General features: G+C 46.6%; 21 protein-coding genes. 12 read left to right on the plus strand and 9 right to left on the minus strand.

The annotated features are described in order from the left end of the window. Positions 1–22: 22 nt before the first annotated feature. Positions 23–961, minus strand: a complete 939-nt coding sequence (locus NDI35_RS21245; RefSeq protein ID WP_445314466.1) for a glycosyltransferase family 2 protein — start codon at positions 959–961, stop codon at positions 23–25. Between the two features lie 310 nt (positions 962–1,271). Between NDI35_RS21245 and NDI35_RS21250 the strand changes: the two genes are divergently transcribed. Further along, a complete protein-coding gene (locus NDI35_RS21250; protein WP_333285323.1) occupies positions 1,272–2,480 on the plus strand; it encodes an argininosuccinate synthase in 1,209 nt (402 codons plus the stop codon). Between the two features lie 356 nt (positions 2,481–2,836). On the opposite strand, the gene NDI35_RS21255 is transcribed toward NDI35_RS21250, so the two are convergent. Then, positions 2,837–4,285, minus strand: a complete 1,449-nt coding sequence (locus NDI35_RS21255) for a GTP-binding protein (protein ID WP_445314467.1) — start codon at positions 4,283–4,285, stop codon at positions 2,837–2,839. Between the two features lie 175 nt (positions 4,286–4,460). Here NDI35_RS21255 and NDI35_RS21260 point away from each other — a divergent pair, with 175 nt between their 5' ends. After that, a complete protein-coding gene (locus NDI35_RS21260) occupies positions 4,461–5,291 on the plus strand; it encodes a CPBP family intramembrane glutamic endopeptidase (RefSeq protein ID WP_445314468.1) in 831 nt (276 codons plus the stop codon). An 81-nt stretch (positions 5,292–5,372) separates the two neighbouring features. Beyond that, positions 5,373–5,747 (plus strand): S-layer protein, encoded by a 375-nt coding sequence (locus NDI35_RS21265; RefSeq protein ID WP_445314469.1) that lies wholly within the window; start codon positions 5,373–5,375, stop codon positions 5,745–5,747. Positions 5,748–5,828: 81 nt separating this feature from the next. Here NDI35_RS21265 and NDI35_RS21270 read toward each other — a convergent pair whose 3' ends face one another. The 4 genes from NDI35_RS21270 to psbH form a co-directional block, all read right to left on the minus strand. Next, the gene (locus NDI35_RS21270; RefSeq protein WP_006633689.1) at positions 5,829–6,095 is read right to left on the minus strand and encodes a DUF3146 family protein; all 267 of its coding nucleotides are present in this window, start codon (positions 6,093–6,095) and stop codon (positions 5,829–5,831) included. Next, positions 6,092–6,754, minus strand: a complete 663-nt coding sequence (pth, locus tag NDI35_RS21275; RefSeq protein ID WP_015176009.1) for an aminoacyl-tRNA hydrolase — start codon at positions 6,752–6,754, stop codon at positions 6,092–6,094. The genes NDI35_RS21270 and pth overlap by 4 nt, the downstream gene beginning before the upstream one ends. Further along, complete coding sequence (locus NDI35_RS21280; protein WP_172189683.1) at positions 6,755–7,015, minus strand: TatA/E family twin arginine-targeting protein translocase; 261 nt, start codon at positions 7,013–7,015, stop codon at positions 6,755–6,757. It lies immediately after the preceding gene. A 151-nt stretch (positions 7,016–7,166) separates the two neighbouring features. Then, the gene (gene psbH / locus NDI35_RS21285; protein ID WP_015176007.1) at positions 7,167–7,370 is read right to left on the minus strand and encodes a photosystem II reaction center phosphoprotein PsbH; all 204 of its coding nucleotides are present in this window, start codon (positions 7,368–7,370) and stop codon (positions 7,167–7,169) included. Positions 7,371–7,582: 212 nt separating this feature from the next. Between psbH and psbN the strand changes: the two genes are divergently transcribed. The 4 genes from psbN (at position 7,583) to NDI35_RS21305 (ending at position 11,575) form a co-directional block, all read left to right on the plus strand. Beyond that, the gene (gene psbN, locus NDI35_RS21290; protein ID WP_006633693.1) at positions 7,583–7,714 is read left to right on the plus strand and encodes a photosystem II reaction center protein PsbN; all 132 of its coding nucleotides are present in this window, start codon (positions 7,583–7,585) and stop codon (positions 7,712–7,714) included. Between the two features lie 289 nt (positions 7,715–8,003). Next, on the plus strand, positions 8,004–9,104 hold the full coding sequence (aroC, locus tag NDI35_RS21295) for a chorismate synthase (RefSeq protein ID WP_445314470.1): 1,101 nt from the start codon (positions 8,004–8,006) through the stop codon (positions 9,102–9,104). Position 9,105: 1 nt separating this feature from the next. Beyond that, positions 9,106–10,017: an MBL fold metallo-hydrolase gene (locus NDI35_RS21300; protein WP_333163148.1), complete on the plus strand. Its 912-nt coding sequence runs from the start codon at positions 9,106–9,108 to the stop codon at positions 10,015–10,017. A 634-nt stretch (positions 10,018–10,651) separates the two neighbouring features. After that, positions 10,652–11,575, plus strand: a complete 924-nt coding sequence (locus NDI35_RS21305) for a GumC domain-containing protein (RefSeq protein WP_333179302.1) — start codon at positions 10,652–10,654, stop codon at positions 11,573–11,575. Positions 11,576–11,734: 159 nt separating this feature from the next. Here NDI35_RS21305 and NDI35_RS21310 read toward each other — a convergent pair whose 3' ends face one another. Beyond that, positions 11,735–11,977 (minus strand): hypothetical protein, encoded by a 243-nt coding sequence (locus NDI35_RS21310; RefSeq protein ID WP_445314471.1) that lies wholly within the window; start codon positions 11,975–11,977, stop codon positions 11,735–11,737. Between the two features lie 461 nt (positions 11,978–12,438). Here NDI35_RS21310 and NDI35_RS21315 point away from each other — a divergent pair, with 461 nt between their 5' ends. The 3 genes from NDI35_RS21315 (at position 12,439) to NDI35_RS21325 (ending at position 14,498) form a co-directional block, all read left to right on the plus strand. Beyond that, positions 12,439–13,038 carry a class II aldolase/adducin family protein gene (locus tag NDI35_RS21315; protein ID WP_445314472.1) on the plus strand — a complete coding sequence of 200 codons (600 nt, stop codon included), beginning with the start codon at positions 12,439–12,441 and terminating at the stop codon, positions 13,036–13,038. A gap of 262 nt (positions 13,039–13,300) precedes the next feature. After that, positions 13,301–13,855, plus strand: coding sequence for an Npun_F5560 family protein (locus tag NDI35_RS21320; RefSeq protein WP_445314473.1), 555 nt, complete (start codon positions 13,301–13,303; stop codon positions 13,853–13,855). After that, positions 13,848–14,498, plus strand: coding sequence for a hypothetical protein (locus tag NDI35_RS21325; protein ID WP_445314474.1), 651 nt, complete (start codon positions 13,848–13,850; stop codon positions 14,496–14,498). The genes NDI35_RS21320 and NDI35_RS21325 overlap by 8 nt, the downstream gene beginning before the upstream one ends. A gap of 44 nt (positions 14,499–14,542) precedes the next feature. Here the strand turns inward: NDI35_RS21325 and NDI35_RS21330 are convergent, their stop codons facing one another. Next, on the minus strand, positions 14,543–14,887 hold the full coding sequence (locus NDI35_RS21330) for an STAS domain-containing protein (protein WP_445314475.1): 345 nt from the start codon (positions 14,885–14,887) through the stop codon (positions 14,543–14,545). A gap of 347 nt (positions 14,888–15,234) precedes the next feature. On the opposite strand from NDI35_RS21330, the gene NDI35_RS21335 reads away from it, so the two are divergent. Then, positions 15,235–15,858: a DedA family protein gene (locus tag NDI35_RS21335; RefSeq protein ID WP_445314476.1), complete on the plus strand. Its 624-nt coding sequence runs from the start codon at positions 15,235–15,237 to the stop codon at positions 15,856–15,858. 924 nt (positions 15,859–16,782) lie between these two features. Here the strand turns inward: NDI35_RS21335 and purM are convergent. Further along, positions 16,783–17,811, minus strand: a complete 1,029-nt coding sequence (purM, locus tag NDI35_RS21340) for a phosphoribosylformylglycinamidine cyclo-ligase (protein WP_445314477.1) — start codon at positions 17,809–17,811, stop codon at positions 16,783–16,785. Between the two features lie 468 nt (positions 17,812–18,279). Between purM and NDI35_RS21345 the strand changes: the two genes are divergently transcribed. Continuing rightward, entirely contained in the window at positions 18,280–19,380 is a 1,101-nt protein-coding gene (locus tag NDI35_RS21345) for a septal ring lytic transglycosylase RlpA family protein (RefSeq protein WP_445314478.1), read from the plus strand. Positions 19,381–19,492 lie beyond the last annotated feature (112 nt).

Here is a 19,492-nt window from a genome sequence, read left to right on the forward strand (position 1 = left end):
TTATTTGCGCTGTCGGGCTGATTTATGGTATCTTTGTCTCGATCTGCAATTCCCCGCAAGCGGCGTACACGGCTTTCACGTTATACCAATTCAGAAAAATCCGAGCAATTTCTAGAGCTAATTGCGGCTTGCCTTGGTCAATCAACCACTGCAAAAAAGGAGTCATAGTTCGCTCGTTCAGCATTCCACCTAATGATAAAACTCCCCACAGTATTTGGTGCAAAAAAGTCATTTGAATCATCATCCGCACTTCCCAACTTGGGTGTTTTTGATAAAACAAAACTCCCATTCTCCCGCGCTGAATTTCGCGGTCAATCATGCCCGGAATTTGCTCTAAACTAAAAGGTGGATGCCAGTGATAGCCGACTGCAGCCGGACATTTAATTAGTTTCAAACCTAAATTTTTTAACCTGACTCCCAACTCTAAATCTTCCCATCCGTACAGTTGAAAGCGAGTGTCAAAAAGTCCAGCAGCCAGCAGCCAGTGGCGGGCGATCGCCACATTTCCCGTAGCAAAATAAGCCGCCGAAAAATCTGTTATTTTGTAAGGTTCCGAAGTAGGATTATCGAAATTGCAAGTATTAATCACGCTGCCGTAAGTAAAAACCGCATCAGTATCTTTGTAACCCTGTAGTAAAGCATCGGCGTGTGCTTGCAAAAAATTCTCTGTTACCACCAAATCGCTGTCAATAAAAATAATGGTATCGCCCTTAGCATCTTCAACGCCCAAATTTCGGGCAGCCGCCGGGCCCTGGTGAGATTGACAGATCGATCGCACATGAGGCAACAAGTCAGCATTTGCCTCCAGCCACTCCAGCGTCCCGTCCGTCGATCCGTCGTCCACGACAATTACTTCATACTCTCTGACAATCTCACCGAACTGCTGATTTTCCAAAGCCAGTAGACATTTTGCCAAAATCGGTTTACGATTGTACGTCGGAATCACAACACTAAAAAACACGGTTTTTCCCCATCGCCACAGTTACCGTATCCCACGGTAGCAGATTTTCCGCAGCAACTCCCCCGGTAAATAGCCAAGTTTAGCAAAAAAAGAATATATAAATCTGTACTATTTCTGACAAGAATCGATCTCAATTAGGTGCATAATGAAAAGTCGGTTAAATCGGATATCTTGCACCATTCTCAAGAACAGGCTTTCCGGCCTGTTCCACAAAAATGATATTTTTTTGTGGGGTGGGCCGGAGAGCCCGCCCTGAAAAGCTTAGTGACAATGGTGCAAGATGTCAGTTAAATTCAGGATGTAAATAGCAATGAGTCGCGCTAAAAAAGTTGTGCTAGCATATTCGGGCGGAGTCGATACCTCCGTCTGCATTCCTTACCTCAAAAACGAGTGGGGTGTGGAAGAGGTAATTACTCTGGCTGCGGATTTGGGACAGGGAGACGAATTAGAACCGATCCGCAAAAAAGCTTTAGCATCCGGTGCTTCGGAATCTTTAGTTATTGATGCTACCGAAGAATTTGTCAAAGACTATGCGTTTCCAGCGATTCAAGCTAACGCACTTTACGAAAACCGTTATCCCCTTTCGACTGCCCTCGCTCGCCCGCTGATTGCTAAATTGTTAGTAGAAGCTGCGGAAAAATACGGTGCAGATGCGATCGCCCACGGTTGCACAGGTAAAGGAAACGATCAGGTACGGTTTGATGTGTCGATCGGCGCGCTCAACCCCAAGATTAAAATCTTAGCACCAGCGCGGGAGTGGAAAATGAGCCGCGAGGAAACGATCGCATACGGCGAGAAATGCGGCATTCCGTCGCCTGTGAAAAAGTCTTCGCCTTACAGTATCGATCGCAACTTATTGGGAATGGCAATTGAAGCCGGAATCCTCGAAGATCCTTGGGCGGAACCGCCAGAGGAAGTTTATTTGATGACAAAGGCGATCGAACAAACTCCCGACACACCCGAATACATAGAAATCGGTTTCGATTGCGGAAATCCTGTCACTTTAAACGGCAAAAATTTATCACCAGTCGCCTTAATTTCCCAGCTCAACGAAATAGTGGGAAACCACGGAGTCGGGCGCATAGACATGATTGAAAACCGCCTCGTCGGGATTAAATCGCGGGAAATTTACGAAACACCAGCGATTTTAGTTTTGATGCACGCGCACCGAGACTTAGAAAGTTTGACGCTGACAGCAGATGTGACGCGGTACAAGCGAGGCATCGAAGAAACCTACAGCCAAATGATTTATAACGGTCTTTGGTACAATCCTTTGAAAACAGCTTTAGACGCATTTATTCAGGACACGCAAAAGCGAGTAACGGGAACCGTGCGGCTCAAACTGTTCAAAGGAAATGCGACTATTGTCGGCCGCAAATCTGACAATTCTCTGTACAGTTTCGACTTAGCAACCTACGGCGCAGAGGACGAATTCGATCACAAAGCTGCCGAAGGATTTGTCTATGTTTGGGGACTACCAACCCGCATTTGGTCGGAGAAGAATAGAGGTTATAAATAGGAGCGAATTAGGGTTAAAAACTCGATGTTAGCCCACCGAATCGAATTCGGATTAACAATTCGATCTTAACCCGCCGAATCGAATTGGCTGCTACACAAACAAAGTCCGCCTTCGCGGAATTAGAGTAGGGTGTGCACAGCACACCTTATTTGCCACAATCGCCCAACCTCTGCCAATTGCCTAAGTCATGAGTTAGTAAGATACAGTAATAATTGGTAATTGGTAACAGGTTGTTATCCTAATAATTTGTTAAATTGTCTTCACACAAATTTAGCTTTGAGGTAGGGGTTTAAACCCCTGCCGGATTGCGGCAGGGCTGCGCCAGGATTGGTGGGTCAACGTAAAACAGCCGATCGCTAAGATTGCTGTTTATCCACACTTCCCAAATCCAACTTAGCGCGCAACTCTTCCTTAATCCGATTTAAAATAGAATCCTCATCCAAAGAAGACAAAATCTTGCTCACAACAGCCTTTGGCCCATCATCTCCCCAAGAAGCACCATTAGCCAAATAAGCCTTAGTAACTTGACCGATACCATAGGAAGAAACCCCCGCGATCGCAGCTTGCGTCACTGCCACAGACAAATAAGGCCCTAAAGCCAAGCCCCCCGTCGCTGGCGTCGCCAAACCCAACAATCCTTTCAAAGAACTCAAACCAAAATTAGCCAACAATTCGCCGGCCGTAATCCCGCCCATACTAATCGCAATCTTTTGCAGCAATTCCACCGCGCCCGCTTCTGTCATCGCAATGCCGTAAACTTTAGATAAAGTTAATATCATCACCACATCAATTACCGCACCGCTAAGAATATCAACTACAGTAATTGGATTAAGTGCGATCGCCACCGCTTTAGTCATTACCCCGTTCCAGATAATTCGATTAGCCGCCTCATCTCGAATCTCCATTTTTCGCTGCACCAACTGCTCGTTAATATCCCCCGCACAGAGCATCGTATTCAGCGCGACCAAAGATTTGCCTTCCCGGTCTAAAATCTCCAAAATCTTTAATTTTAAATCTTGCACTTGTGGCAAACTGCGAGTCATTTGCACGCCCATACTTCCGTCGGGACGGCGCACCGCCCTCGCCGTCAAAGGCGAAGCCGCCGCCATCACAATTTCATCGGGAGACAACAATTCTCTTACGCGATCGTCTCGAATTTTATGATAAATTGCCAGCCTGTCTGCATCGGGATACTGGTCAATTTTATTAAACACTAATAACATCGGTTTTCCGGCTTCCCGCAACTGCGAAAGTGCTGCGTATTCCACCTTTGTAATGTCGCCAGCAACTACAAACAAAATCAAATCTGCTTGTTGAGCAACGCGGCGCGCCAACATTTCGCGAGTTTCGCCGTCAACTTCATCGATTCCCGGAGTGTCGATTAATTCAACTTGCGACAAACGGTAAATAACTGGCGAAAGTCGATCAGGCAAATTCTCATCAATTCCCTCTCCGACATCCCACTGGCCAATAGTCGTGGTGCGAGTCACCCCGTGAGTCGGGCCAGTTTCAAACACATTTTGACCTAGCAGCGCGTTCAAAACCGAAGATTTTCCCCTTCCCACCATCCCAAACACAGCTATTTGCACGCAAGCGCGCTCTAGCTTGTCGAGCATTTTCTCCAACCCGCCAATTTCCGGTTCCAGTCCAGTTCGCTCTTGAACTGTCAAGTCGAGATTTTCTACTATATCTCGCAGAGCATCTTTAGCGTGGCGCAGGTTGAGTTCTGCCTGAATGTCTGCGAAGCTTAAAATTGTGTCATCTAATTCTCGATCGACATTTGAAAAATTCGAGGCTTCAGTCATTGTTACCTTATGTTATAGCTTTGCTTCACTTAAAGTTTCAACAGATACCATGCCATTCTAGCTTTTTCCGTCTGCTTTGTACATTAGGGGTCAATGGTGTGTTTAGAAGCCGGGTAGGGAGACAGCAATGCTGTGTCCCTACAGATATCATGTAAAACCTGTTTAATTTACAACAATGATTAACCCCATCAAAATCGCCTGTTATCCATTTCCTTTACGTGTGATAATTTTCCTATTAATATTGCTAACAATTTGGCTGCCACTAGCAGCACCAATTTATCTTTTAGTTAAAGATAGTAACCTAGCAACTATTCTGACAATGGGATTGTTGTTTACTGAGTTTCTGTTCCTAGTGCCGCGCTGGGGGAAACAGGTTTACGGACAAACCCAATTACTCAAAAGTTACGGTTTAATCAATACGCGAAAAAACGGTTTTGAGCTTTTAATCGGATTGGCGATCGGGCTTTTGCTCACTTTTAGCTTATTTGCGGTGCAAGGGCTGTTCGGCTTAGTCGCGTGGCAAAATTCTGATAATTTGCCGAGAATCATCGCAGAAGGGCTGTTAAGCGCCCTTGGAGTCGGTTTGGCGGAGGAGTTGGTATTCCGTGGTTGGTTGCTGGACGAGTTGCAGCGGGATTACAATTATAAAATATCTCTGTGGGCGAATAGCCTGGTGTTTGCCCTATCTCATTTTATCAAACCTGTCGCGGCAATGCTGGAGAGTTGGCCGCAGTTTCCAGGGTTGTTGTTGCTGGGTTTGATTCTGGTTTGGGGAAAAAGATCGCGCCAAAATCGCCTCGGTTTGTCGATCGGGCTTCATGCAGGTTTAGTCTGGGGATATTATATGATTAACATCGGGCAGTTAGTGCGATATTCGGGATCTGTTCCCGACTGGGTGACAGGAGTTAACGGCAATCCGCTAGCTGGGGCGATCGGGCTGTTGTTTTTGAGTGTCTTGGCCTTGGGAATGCGAAAAATGTCTGAACATTCCAAAGGTTTCGAGTAAGGACGAAGAGTCCTTATTTGCCACAACTTTGAGGACTAAAGTCCTCACTACCACCCAACTTCTTGAGAAATTTATAAACTTATGAAACTCAGCATCTTTGGCACTGCTACACTGTTAATGTATACAGGTTTTTTAGCTCCGGCAAACGCACAAAATACAGCACAAATCAAGCCAAATAATTTTTTAGTTCAAGTGCAACAAACGCAAGAACAAGTTCTCAATGCTTGCATCCAGAATCGGGTTGAAACCCTGCCAAATCCTTTTACCGATGTACCTTCCAATCACTGGGCTTACAAAGCTGTTTTGACAATGTATTATTGCGGTGCTTACCGAGAAGGGACGCCACCTGCTTTAATTAAAGAATCACTGGAATCGGGACCTCCTACTAGAGAAAGTTTGCCTTCCCGATCACGGTTTCCAAATTTTCCATTAGAGCCATTTCCCGTGATTAATTAAAGAATTACTGGAAGCGGGATATCCTACTAAAAGAAGTTTTTATTCCCGATTACCTTTGCCACATTTCCCATTACTAAGATTTTAAAACTGAGCCCGAACCGTAAACGAATAATCGCCACCAGGTTCAAGCTGATAATCCCATTTTTCCAGAAAACGGTGCAGCGGTTCCTGAATCAATGCCCTACCCTGAGAAGGCTCAAGTATCAGTGTTTTTTCTGACGTGAAACGCCACTGAAACTGCCACTCAAAATTGCCGGCAGTCACTTCACCCTCAATCGTGCCTTTTTGCCAAGATTGGCCAGTAACCCGGACATATGCAGTTGTTTCAGGCAAACGTCTCGAACTCACCTTTTTGTTTCCGCGTTTGTTTCTGCAATTGTGCGACTATTGTAAAGACTCATGGCTTTTTCTACTCCTTGGTGCAGACTTAGTTCCACAGCTTCTACAACCAGTTTAAGCACTTTCTCTACTAACTGACTTTCCTCTGAGGAAAATTTTCCTAAAACGAAGGAAATGGTATCTTTCTCATTTTTAGCAGCATCGTTTTGAGGTTTGCCGATGCCAATCCGCAAGCGGGGAAATTTGTCTGTGCCCAAATGAGAAATTGTCGATTTCATGCCGTTGTGTCCGCCGGCAGAACCGGCAAGCCGCATTCTCAATTTCCCGATCGGCAAATCCATATCATCGTATACTATTAATACCGACTCCGCAGGTATTTTGTACCAATCCGTCGCCGCCCGAATCGCTTGGCCGGAGAGATTCATGTAAGTAAGCGGTTTCAGCAAGCGGATTTTCTGTCCCCGCGGCCGGTTTCCCTCGCCAAATATGCCTTGAAATTTGCGATTTTCCGACAGCGAAATCTGCCACGATTTAGCCAAGGCATCGACAGCATTAAAGCCTATGTTGTGTCGGGTGCGATCGTATTTAGGTTCGGGATTTCCCAACCCAACAATTAGCTGGGGAATCACTAACTCCGCTGGTGTTTCCGACTTCTGAGTGTTGTTCATTTAACTGTCTGTGCTATCTTCCTTGGGAGTAGCCGCCGCGAGTTTTTCAGTTTCCGGTTTGCTGCTAGTTGCTACTGCTTCTTCTAACTGCTTAGCTTCCCGCGTGAACTCCGACTCAAAATCCCGCGAAGCATCTTGAAAGCCACGAATTGCCTTCCCCATACTCCGGCCGATTTCAGGTAATTTTTTCGGGCCAAATACCAATAGGGCGATCGTAAAAATAACGGCCATTTCGGGCAAACCAATGCCAAAAATATTCATGGTTTTTCTCCAGCAATTTGTTTAGTTACTTTTTGTTTATTTATGGCAAAAGTAATCGGAAAGGGTAAGGAAAAACGGGAAAACTTAGCTTTTGCCCTTTCTCCTCAACCCTCAGCTTTTACTTTTAGCCTTACTGTTTTGTGATCAATTTTTAGCGGCCGAGACTCGACCAATCCATATCCACACTCTCCAGAATCAGAGAAGAGTTGTAGATTTGCAAAATAATCAACAAGAACACGAAAAACAGTCCAATGAACACGCTCATCAACAGCGTGGTTCCCCAGCCGGGGGCTACCTTGCCGTATTCCGAGTTAAGGGGTTTGAGTATATCTCCTAACCAAGTCCGTTGTGCCATAAGTCACCTGCAATGAATCTCTACAGAAAAGTTTGACATATTTCTACCGCTAATTGCGATCGCAATTTCTCAGAAATGCTGCCGGGGGACTCGCAAAACGGGGAGTGGGGGTTGGCTGCCATACCGTACAGCGCCTAAAATCACTAGACTTTGAGACGGATTGTTATTTTTTGTAATATTATAGAGTGGAGCACTCATAATCGATCAAAAATATGGAACCCGCAGCAGTTCTAGGCATTTCACTGGGCGTGTGTCTGGTGGCAATCACCGGATTCTCGATCTACACGGCTTTCGGTCCCCCTTCTAAGGAATTGAGAGATCCTTTTGAAGAACACGAAGACTAAAGAAGAAGGAAGTTCGGCAACGGATTTTGTAACGGATGTAACGGATGTCAGGAAGAAGGAAGAAGGAAGAAGGAAGAAGGAATAGAAAGAAACTATGCCCCATGCCCCATGCCCAATTCCCCATTCCCCTCTCCCTCTCTCCCTGGTAGATATTCTTCTAGGGGTGGGAAGGGAGTGATGCTGTGGGGCGATCGCCTGTCGCCTACTCGTCAATGGTATATTTTTCAGAAATACAGTAAATCTCTATTCCATTTAAGCTAAAAATTATCAAGTTTCAGGGCAAAGCATAATGGGCAATACCTTTGGGCATTTATTTCGGATATCGACATTTGGGGAATCTCACGGCGGCGGTGTGGGAGTAGTAATTGACGGTTGCCCGCCCCTGGTGTCGATCGACGCATCGGAAATTCAAGCCGAACTCGATCGCCGCCGCCCTGGCCAAAGCAAAATTACGACACCTCGCAAAGAAGCAGATACCTGCGAAATTCTGTCGGGGGTGTTTGAAGGCAAAACTTTGGGAACGCCGATCGCAATTTTAGTCCGCAATCAAGACACTCGCCCCCAAGATTACGGCGAAATGGCAACAACTTACCGCCCTTCTCACGCTGACGCTACCTACGATGCCAAGTACGGAATTCGTAACTGGCAAGGCGGAGGTCGCAGTTCGGCGAGGGAGACAATAGGTAGAGTAGCAGCAGGGGCGATCGCAAAAAAAATTCTCAAACAAGCAGCAGGAGTCGAAATAGTCGGCTACGTCAAACGCATCAAAGACTTAGAATGTGTCGCCGACCCGGACACTGTTACCTTAGAACAAGTAGAAAGCAACATCGTCCGCTGTCCAGATGCCGAATGTGCCGAAAGAATGATTGAACTGATCGAAAAAGTTCGCGACAGTGGAGATTCGATCGGCGGTGTAGTCGAATGCGTCGCCCGCAATGTACCCAAAGGGCTGGGAATGCCCGTATTCGACAAACTCGAAGCCGACTTGGCCAAAGCCGTCATGTCCTTGCCCGCCAGCAAAGGCTTTGAAATTGGTTCGGGCTTTGCCGGGACTCTGCTCAAGGGCAGCGAACATAATGATGAATACTATACTGATGATAAGGGTGTAATTCGTACAGTGACGAATCGCTCTGGCGGAATTCAGGGTGGCATTGCTAACGGCGAAAATATCATTTTGCGGGCGGCATTCAAGCCGACTGCGACAATTCGCCAGCAGCAGCGCACCGTTACCCGAGAAGGCGAAGAAACGCTGCTGGCTGCCAAGGGACGGCACGACCCTTGCGTTTTGCCAAGAGCTGTGCCAATGGTGGAAGCGATGGTAGCTTTAGTGTTGTGCGATCATCTGCTGCGCCATCACGGACAATGTGGAACCTTAAAGCCTGAATTTTAAAATGGAAATCAGCTTGTCCTCTGTAGCGGCAACTCCCGTTGATTGCCCTCAACCCTCCGAATCAATAAAAGGTATAGATGATTTTGTAGTACAGTTCTGGGGCGTGCGGGGCAGTGTTCCGACACCAGGACAGGAAACTGTTCGCTACGGCGGCAATACTTCTTGTTTGGAAATGCGAGTCGCTGGCAAACGCTTGATTTTTGACGGCGGAACTGGCTTGCGGATGCTGGGAGACCAGTTGGTGCAAGAAATGCCCGTGCAAGCTTATATGTTTTTTACTCACTATCACTGGGATCACATTCAAGGTTTCCCGCTGTTCGCCCCAGCTTTCATCCGCGGCAATAGCTTTGATATTTACGGGGCGACTCCGCCGGATGGAGATTGCATGAAAAGGCACTTCGTCGAACGGGTGCTCCACTCGAATTCGCCGGTGCCGCTGATGGGTTTGCAGGCAGATTTGAATTTCTACGAACTCAATCACAACCAGACGATGATGCTGGACGATATTGAGATTAGGACGGGTTCTCTGAATCACCCGAATACTGCTATGGGATATCGGGTGACTTGGCAGGGACGATCTGTTGTTTATTGTTCGGATACTGAACATTTTCCCGATCGCCTAGATGAGAATGTCTACAATTTAGCCCTCGACGCTGATGTGCTGATTTACGATGCGATGTACACAGACGAGGAATATCACAACCCCAAGTCTCCGAAGGTGGGTTGGGGACACTCGACTTGGCAGGAAGCGGTGAGAATGGCTAAGGAGGCTAGGGTGAAACGAGTGGTGATTTTTCACCACGATCCGGCTCACACTGACGATTTTCTCGATCGCATCGCCGAAGACGTGCAAATTGCTTTTCCGAAGGCTGTCATGGCCCGCGAGGGTCTTATTTTGCCGATCGGCTTCTGAACATTCGCCTAGGCGAGCTCGATCGAACCATCAACCGATCGAACCATAATTGTTATGTGAATATGTGGATCTGGTCTTGCCCCCCGATCCACAATTTTTTTTAATTTGCAGCAAACTCTTAACTGCATGGTATAATTCTTGCTTGTTAAGTTTTTAGGCAGATTATTTAAGGTTTTTTTTATTCTTCAACCGCGTCCGCAAGACGCCAAGACGTAAGATAATTGGAGGATTGCCAAGGGTGAAAAGGAGACAGTTTTGAATGTCAACAAACACGGGGAGGCGAGGATCTCGCACGCCTGAGTGCTAGGCTGATGCCAGTAGACTTCCAGAAGCCTTGTTACAGATTAATTATTAAGGACAAAAACTGAAGTTATAGCTCGGATCAAATAAAAGCGCGATCGGTTTTTTCGGATCATGAATATTGACAACTCTCAAAAGCTAATAGCTTTTAGGTAGAAGCTGAGAAAATTTTCAGCAGTCAATTGGACTAACCAAAAAGAAACGATGGCTCTTGGGTTTGGCAGGAGCTGCGGCAAGCGAATGTTATGACTTGACTATCAAAATGGGAAATTTACGTTTTAGATCTTCAGCACATCAATACAGATGGATTGCCCTAGGCAGTTTTGCTGTAATTATGGGTATTTCAGGCGCTCTGGCCTACCGCCTTGCCCCGCCCCCCGGATTCATGGCTCAAGGCACTCTCTCTTCTAATAATCCGCCAGTCAAATTTTCGAGTACAGGCACGACAATTCTCAAGCAGGGAGAGCAACTCACCCCAGAGGTTCTGCTGGCAGATAATGTTGTCAAAGCAGTGGCAGATGCAGTTAAGCTGTCGCCCCAGCAAGTGCGACAAAATGCTAGTGTCAAGATTTCTAAGCCGGAACAACCCCTAGAAATTGTTGTTGGGTATCGCTCGCTCGATCAGGAGCAAGCAATCCAAACGGTGGATATGTTGATGAAGGGCATGGTGGAAAAAAGCCGCCTGATTAACAGATATCGGTGGCAATCAGTCAATCAGTCGCTCAACCAACGCTTGGCACAAGTCACTCAAGACCTGAAACAAGCTCAGCAAAAACTCGACCAATACGAAAGAGAACGCGCTCGCCTGTTGCAGCAAATGAAGCTTCAGCAAGACTTTTACAACAAAACTCAGCTTGCAATGGCGGATACGCAAGCTTCGGAAAAAGAAATGGTTAGCAGTTTGGCCGCCGCTACAGTGCCGCAAATTGTGGCGACGCCCACGAGCGATCCGACAGTGCCTCTGATTTTGGGAATTGGCTTGCTGTTGGCGATTTTGGTCAGCCGCGGTTTGATTCCTTCAGTGGCGGATTGGAGGTACAAAGCAGCTTTTCAGCGAGAAGAGAGCGAAAGGCTCCAAAGTGCTTTGTACCGACTGATCAAAGAAGGTCGCGGCGAAATAACTCTGGTGCGGTTTGCGATGGAAACGCGGCTGTCGCCGGATGTCGCTCAGCGTTTTTTGAACCAACAAGCTGAAGTTTTTAATGCCAATTGCGAAATAAAAGACGACGGCAGCATTTTGTATCACTTCCACATTTAAAAAGCTGCGAGCGATCGCGCTTCACAGAATAATTTAGCTGATCGAGTCATGAGTGATCGATCGGCTTGTTTTTTTCTTAATAGGACTTATATCAGGTTCGGTTGATCGACTATCCCCCTCTAGGTAGGCGCGGGTTTACGGGCTCTATAACTTATACTACTACTTACAGATTTTGGTGAACCCGCCGACGCGAGCTGGCGTTGCGGTGATTTTACCCGACATGATATTACGCTCAACTCGGTTTCTTAGCTTGTAGGATGCCCCGGAGCTAAAAATTGCTCGATCGACATAGGTGTTGACTAACGTAGAACACCCGAAGATTGTGCCAGTTCGTCCCAGACTGGCTAAAAAATATTTTTTTTGTGTTCTGCTTGCTTCTTGCTTAAATATATGTACAATCATAAAAAATAAGTAAATGTACGGTTGCTTTTTACCTGAGTTACCGGATCAAGGGGTAGTTTATCCTTAAATATTTCTTAAGGTCTAAGTCAACTCAGTAGAAATGCTGTAGCATAGAGCAATAACCGATTCAGGGAGGTTATGTAGTTTCACATCAGAAACTCGATCGGGCAAAAGCCTAGAATCAAACTCCCCGACTGAAAGCGTACATTTTCATATTGAACTTTTGTAATCACCTAGAGGCTAAACCATGATTTTTGGAATAATTGGTTCAACTTTCCTAGCTTACTTTTTGCTAATGTCGGTCGCTAATTACGGCGACACTGGAATGTAGATTAGTTAAGGCACTTATGCACCGAGACATAAGGCAGCAGGCAAAAAAAGCTGTTTGACAACTTCTTGACAACTTCGATTAAGTCTCAGCTTGGGTCATGTCTGTCGTGTGAGATCGGACAAAAAAATGGATGGATGAAGGAGTCGTTAAGTACCGCTGTGACTGGGAAGAAGCAGACCCTATAGCTGCCCGGAACATAGCAGATTTGATGGAGTGGCGCGATCGGCTCCACGCTTGGGGATTAATTGGCGTCTACGAAAATGGCATAGGGTTTGGCAACGTCAGCGTCAGACTCGGAAATTCTTGCCAATTCGTGATTTCGGGAACCCAGACTGCACACTTGAGGAATCTGGGACCAGAATCATACTGTACTGTTACCGAATTTAACTTAGAACAAAATTTCCTCGGCTGCCGGGGCCCCGTACAAGCTTCGTCGGAGTCCCTGACTCACGGGGCCCTGTACCTTCAGAGAGAGGATGTTGGCGGGATAATTCACGTCCATAATCCTAAGCTATGGCAGCAACTGCTGTTTAAAATTCCTACTACTAGAAAAGAAATACCTTACGGCACTCCCCAGATGGCCTTAGAAATGTTTAGACTTTTTGAGGAGGAGAATTTGGCCGATCGCAAAATTCTGGCCATGGCCGGTCACGAGGACGGCATTATCTGTTTTGGCAGCACCGTGGACGAAGCTGGCAAAGTGCTTTCTGCTGTGACTGGTTACACCTAAGCTCTTGCACTATTCTCAGAAAAAGCTAAGACACCTGGTTTATTGACAAAAAACCTAGGACTTTACCTGTCTCTATAGCAAGAAACTAAGGTGATGACGTGGATGCCTGATTTGAGTTAGACTGAGCTTTACCATTGATATCGGGCCGCTGGCTCGATTTAGCCTAATGGGTTCAAAACTTTTGAAATGCCTCTTGCCTCTGCGGTAAGGGAAAGATATTTTTAAATAGAAACACACTATATAACAAAAGCTGAGAGTCATCGTGAATCAAACTAAACTTGTAAGCTCCAAAGAATTGCAATCAGAGGTATCTCGTCTCACCGAAGAGCTGCAAATGCGCGACCAATTGGTGCAGCAGTTGTCTCAAGAACTTTTCAGGCTGGTGAAGGGCAATTCTAATTTTGTGCCGGCGCCGGAAGTTTCCGATCGCCACCAAGCTCAAATGCAGGCAATGCGGGAACAACTCCAAGCTGTTGAAGAACAGGTGAGTTTTTATCAGGAACAAATCGCGGAGCGGGATGCTGAGGTTTACCAACTGCGGCAGTCGGTGCAAGAATTGACGGATCGCTCTCGGATGCTGGAACAGGTGGTTCAGGAATTGCCGGGGGTTTACCGCCAGAAGTTTGCCGAACGGATAGAGCCAATTAAGGAAAAATTGGATCAACTGCAAAAGGAAAACCGCCAGTTGCACACGGAGTTGCAAAGCGTAACTTACCGTCTCGCTGTGCGGAGCCGCAAGGCTAAGGGCCTGGATCTGCCGAGCGTCGATGAAACGGACGATCGAGGAATTCAAATGCCGAGCTTTGGCAATGTCTAAGGTTTTGATTGTGGCGGGTGGTGAGAATGATCCGGCCCCAAGTCTCAAGGCGGCGATCGCTCAATCTCATCCTTTAACTGAAGTCAATATCTGTGCGGTTTCTGAACTCAATTCTGGCGCGATCGCTCCGGATGGGGCGATCGTTTGTCCTTTGACGCTGGATGTACCAGAAAATCTGGTTTTTCCGGCTCAAGATGTATTTCGATTTTGTGGCAATGTTTCGGCGGCGCGCGATCGAGTGTCCCAGGAGTTGCTTTTTCCCGTCGGCGATGGCAATTTTTGGCTGCCTGTGGTGTTGACTGCAAAGGGGCCACTGTATGCTGAGGTGATCGGTGGGGAACCTGACAAGCAGTCTGGCGAGTTGAGTTACTCTCAACCGGTGCATTTGTCGGATGTTTGGCGGCAGCAGTTATATGAGTTGGCTTACCGCTTGCTGAATCTTTTAAATGCGCCGCCGGCGACTTATTTGATGCAGTTCGGGTTTGTAGAGGAAAGGATTTGTTTTGATCGACTTTGGCCTTTTCCGGCTGCACCTGCGATCGCTTCTGTCGGCGTTCAAGTGCCGGATTTATTTGTTTGTCATTGGTATTGCTTGACAAATAAACCTATTTATGATATACAAATTAGCTTTACGCTTGCTTGAAGTCTCTTGCAAAGTTGAGATTTAAACTCGGGATCTCATTTTAATCAAGCAACTAAAGCCGGAGTTTCAGGGGAGACTATTTGGTCGAAACTGTCGAAGATTTCAAAGAGTTGGTCGAGTTGAGTAATTTCAAAAATTAGCTTGACTGTGGCTGAGAGGTTGCAGATGACGAGGCGGCACCCCCGGTGGCGGGCGGCGTTGAGTCCGCCGACTAAGGCGCAGATCCCGGAACTGTCTATGAAATCTACGGCGGCCATGTCTATTACCCAGAGTTTGTGGCGATCGGGCCCAATCTCGGCTAGCTGTTGCTGGAGTAGGCTGCCGGCTTGGGAGTCGAGGCAGTTGTGAGGTTGAAGGACGATGGGTGGGTTGAAGTTGGGAAATTCCATAGCAGTTATCCTAGGATCGTAAAGTATGAATAAGTTAGTTTAGTTGCTGACTCTCTTGAGAGACTCAGAGGATTTCAGCGTATGTTTTAGGATGGGCGATCGCCCTTGTGGAATCGGTGGGGAGAGCCGTTGTTATAAATTTAGTAGGAAATTGGCTCGCGATCGCGCGGAACGCAACCGCAACAATTCTCTATTCCTCTAGTATGCCTGAAAGGCTAATTTTTAGTTGGATTAGCGATCGCGACAACAGTGTGTTCTTCATCACAGCGAAAGATTGCACTATTGGCTGAATCGAGCCAATATATAAATGTATTGAGCTTTGCAAAAGTTTACGAAGGCAGTATCGAATGTCTTTTGAGTTTTTATCGTTAGAGACTATTCAGCAGTTTGCGCGTGATTACGGCTACTGGGCAGTATTTCTGGGAATTCTGCTGGAAAATTTGGGAGTTCCTCTTCCAGGCGAGACAATTACGATTGCTGGCGGGTTTTTAGCTGGCAGCGGGGAACTGAATTACTGGTTTGTGCTCGGCAGTGCGATCGCTGGCGCTACATTGGGGGGAAATTTTGGTTATGCGATCGGCAGGTACGGTGGCTGGCCACTGCTGCTGAAGCTGGGACAATTTTTCCGCTTTCGAGAAGAACAACTGTTTGACTTAAAAGAACAGTTTAGCAAAAATGCAGCTAAAGCCGTATTTTTGGGCCGTTTCATCGCACTACTGCGAATTTTTGCTAGCCCCCTAGCAGGTATTGCAGAAATGCCTTTTTGGAAATTTTCGCTGTTCAATGTTCTGGGTGCTGCAAGCTGGGCATCTGTAATGGTGAGTTTATCCTACTTCTTGGGACAAGTTGTGTCTTTAGAGAAATTGGTAGCTTGGGCTGCTCAATTTGCGGTACTTGCTTTGCTGTTAGCAGTTGCTTGGATTGCAATTCCTATTTGGTTGGAAGCGCGGAGTTTGGACAAGACTAAGTAAGATTGGTGGTTAGACTTTTTGCAAAAGTTCTGGATTTTCTGTTTTTAACTGCAGATGAACGCAGATATCATCTATTTTTGCAAAAAGTCTAATGGCCGCCTATTAATAAGTCAGGACTTCTGTCCTCAAAATCATCAAGTTGGTAGCGCCAACTTCTGTCCTCAGTCCAATCTCTGCTTAGTATGAGGATGTTCTTGGATTGAGTTAAATAGGATTTCAAAAACTCTATCCCTATAATTATAATTCACAGAAGGCTGCAAACAAAGGAGTAGAGGAAGTGCGATCGCAATAATCAGCGTGTTCGCTGAAAGGCGATGTAATAAATATTCTAGCTCTTCAATTACTTTAAACAGTCCATTAGCAATATATTCAGGACTTACGTAATCAAGGGTTTGAGATTGCTTCACTAGGTTCTATTCGGACATAAAATAGTAGTAACTGTCTAGATTCTATGGATATCCCTGAATAGACCAATGAAACACATTATTTACGATGTAACCCAAAAAATCACCAATTTTTGATTGATTATTTCGGTTATTTAGCAATAACAAAATCATAATTTTTCCTCTAATATTTCCTTTGTTTTATTTTAAGGCTTATTGCAGTTGCTATATTTGTTTGGGATTCCGATACTTTTGAACGGCTATTTTTGCACTAATTGACGGAAATAATCTTGAATTATACCGTACTTAAAGGCACAAGAACTTATTTCAATTTCATTTAAAATTAAAGCAACGAGTCATTAGTTGTGAATTCCTTTTTCTCTTTCTTCCTCTATCTTCTCTGCGTCCTCTGCGGTTACTTTCAAGATTATAAATTTAACCGCAGATCTACACAGATGAAAGCAGGTTTAGATTGTCTGTTAGTGCAGAAAACAAAGCGAAACAATCTTCACCCCTGCGATTGCTTCCTACTAATTACCCATTACCCATTATCCATAATTAATTCTTTGTTCCCCTCAATCACTTCCCCGATCGCGAACGCACCAATTCCCTGAGATTCAAACCATTTAACAGCCTGTTCTACTTCCCTGGAATCGAGCAACAACACAAACCCAATCCCCATATTAAAAGTATTGAACATATCTGCTGTGGCAACTTGGCCCGCTTCAGCAATCCACTGGAAAATTGGCAAATTTGGCCAGCTATTGCTGTCAACTTTTACGGATTGATTTGCGCCCAAACAGCGGGGCAAATTTTCCGGCAAACCGCCGCCCGTAATGTGAGCCATGCCGTGAATATCTAAACCACTCTTAATTGCTTCGAGGACTGGTTTCACATAAATTTTAGTCGGAGTTAGCAGCACTTCTCCTAAACTTTTGCCACCTAACTTTTCGGGTTGGGAATGCCAGTCAAAACCCCGATCGCCCGCAATTTTTCTCACCAAACTAAAACCGTTGCTGTGAACGCCCGAACTCGCCAGCCCCACAGCCACATCTCCCACCCGCACCTGCGAACCGTCCAACAATTTGCTCTTTTCGACAATTCCCACACAAAACCCAGCCAAATCGTACTCTCCCGGTTGGTAAAAACCGGGCATTTCTGCCGTTTCCCCGCCCAACAAAGCACAGCCCGCTTGCTTGCAACCGTCAGCAATGCCGGCCACCACCGCAGCTAATTGTTCGGGATTTAACTTTCCCGTCGCTAAATAATCGAGAAAAAAGAGGGGTTCTGCCCCGGATGTCAGCACGTCGTTGACGCACATCGCCACCAAGTCAATACCTACCGTGTCGTGCCGATCGAGATTGTGGGCCAATTTCAACTTAGTCCCAACGCCGTCAGTACCCGAAACCATCACCGGCTCTTTTAAACCCTCTGGAACGCTGAAAAAACCGCTAAACCCGCCGAATCCGCCCAAAACTCCCGATCGGTGCGTGCTCTTGACCATACTCCCGATGCGCGAGACAAAAGCTCTGCCCGCCTCAACATCCACGCCTGCTTCTCGATAATCCATAAGTCCGCCAAATCGATTTCCAGTTTTTAGTTTATTCCCATAACAGTTGACAAACAGCTTTTTTCACACTAGCCATTCGGCAGCCCACAAAAGACAATAAATTTTTGTTAATTTTTGTAAAATTTTCTGGAATAACTGAAACGGCTGTAAGCACTGGAACTAAAGGATTTTATGATAGAGGGTTTTGAGAAAATTTGATGAAGATTTGGTGAAAATCGCGATCGCAGCGATCCCCAACCGCAAAAGTTTGTGGTAGTCTGTTGCAGTTCGTGAACAAAACACAAATTGCGGATCGAGTACGAGTTGTCAAGTGTCAGGGAAGTTTCCGCCAATTTTTTTTGTGGTGGAAGCATTAAAGCAAAAACGCACCCCTATACTTTGCTTTGACTCGCGGGGGAACGGCGAAGGGCAAGAGAGAAATCCTTGACGCCCGCCGCCAAATGGCCAATCCTCCAATCTCGGTTGGCAATGGCTATTCACAAAAATGGACGTATGAAGGAAAAATTTGTTGGTGGTCTACTCGCTGTCCTGTTAGTTCCTGTGGTAGGAACGGCATCCTCTTGTCACGCACAAGCAACAGGTGCCGACAACCAAAACTCTCAGGTTTCCGAGCAAGTAATTGCCACCCAACCGTCCCGGCAGTTAAACGCAAGTCGGGTCGAAGCGCAAAAAGTCGGACAGTATCAGTATCAAGCAAGAGCTGAAATTGCCCGAGACTCGATCGCCAAAATTCAGCCCCACGACTTAGGCGGGCGACAAGCAGCGACAGTCTACGTGCGAAACATTCCAGTCATCACCTTTCTGAACGCGAATCCGGAAACAAACACGCCTTTGGGAGAAACTGGCAACAGCCAAGCCGGTGCTAGCAGTCCGTCAAAAGTAGCGGGCTCCAGAGAAAATCCCAAAGTTGGAAACATTGCCAGCAACTCTAGCAACCAAGAACCCGATCCAGTTTGGCGGGCATCAAGCTTAGCAGCAAGACTCAATCAGCTAGCCCGCAACAACATCGATCCCAACAGCATTACCGTTAAGTGGGAAAAAGGCGATCGCTACATTATCCAGGCAAACGGCGAGGACTTGGTAAACATCAACGCCGAAACCATCCTCCCCGACACCACCAGCAACTTTAGCCGAGACGCCCTGCAAGCAACCAATCGCCTCCGCCGGCTTATGGGCAACGCCCCACCCCTGGAAGAAGTCGCAGGCAAACCCCAACCAGAACGCTCCGTGCTGTCTATGGGCCCAGTTCAAGTGCGCCTCAGCGGCTGGGCTTCCTGGTACGGCCCAGGATTTAACGGCAACCTCAGCGCCAGCGGCGAGCGTTTCAACCAAAATGATATGACCGCAGCCCACCCAAATTTGCCTTTTGGAACGAGAGTCATGGTGAGAAATCTCGACAACGGCCGCACTGTGGTCGTCCGCATTAACGACCGAGGCCCCTATGTGGGCGATCGGCTCATTGACTTGTCCGCCGGCGCCGCCAGCGTACTGGGAATGATCAGCAGTGGCGTTGCGAGAGTGGAAATCCAAGTGATCGAACCGCCGCAGCAAACAAAAGTTGAACGCTGAACGGTAGTCTAAGGCAGAATACAAAAGTTATCCGAAGTGTAGAAGGCAGAAAGTAGAATAAAACTGACATCTTGCACCATTCTTCGTAGAAGAGGCATATTACCTGTTCTTG

The sequence above is a fragment of the Microcoleus vaginatus FACHB-2002 genome (assembly GCF_040004035.1).
Lineage (GTDB): Bacteria > Cyanobacteriota > Cyanobacteriia > Cyanobacteriales > Microcoleaceae > Microcoleus > Microcoleus vaginatus_C.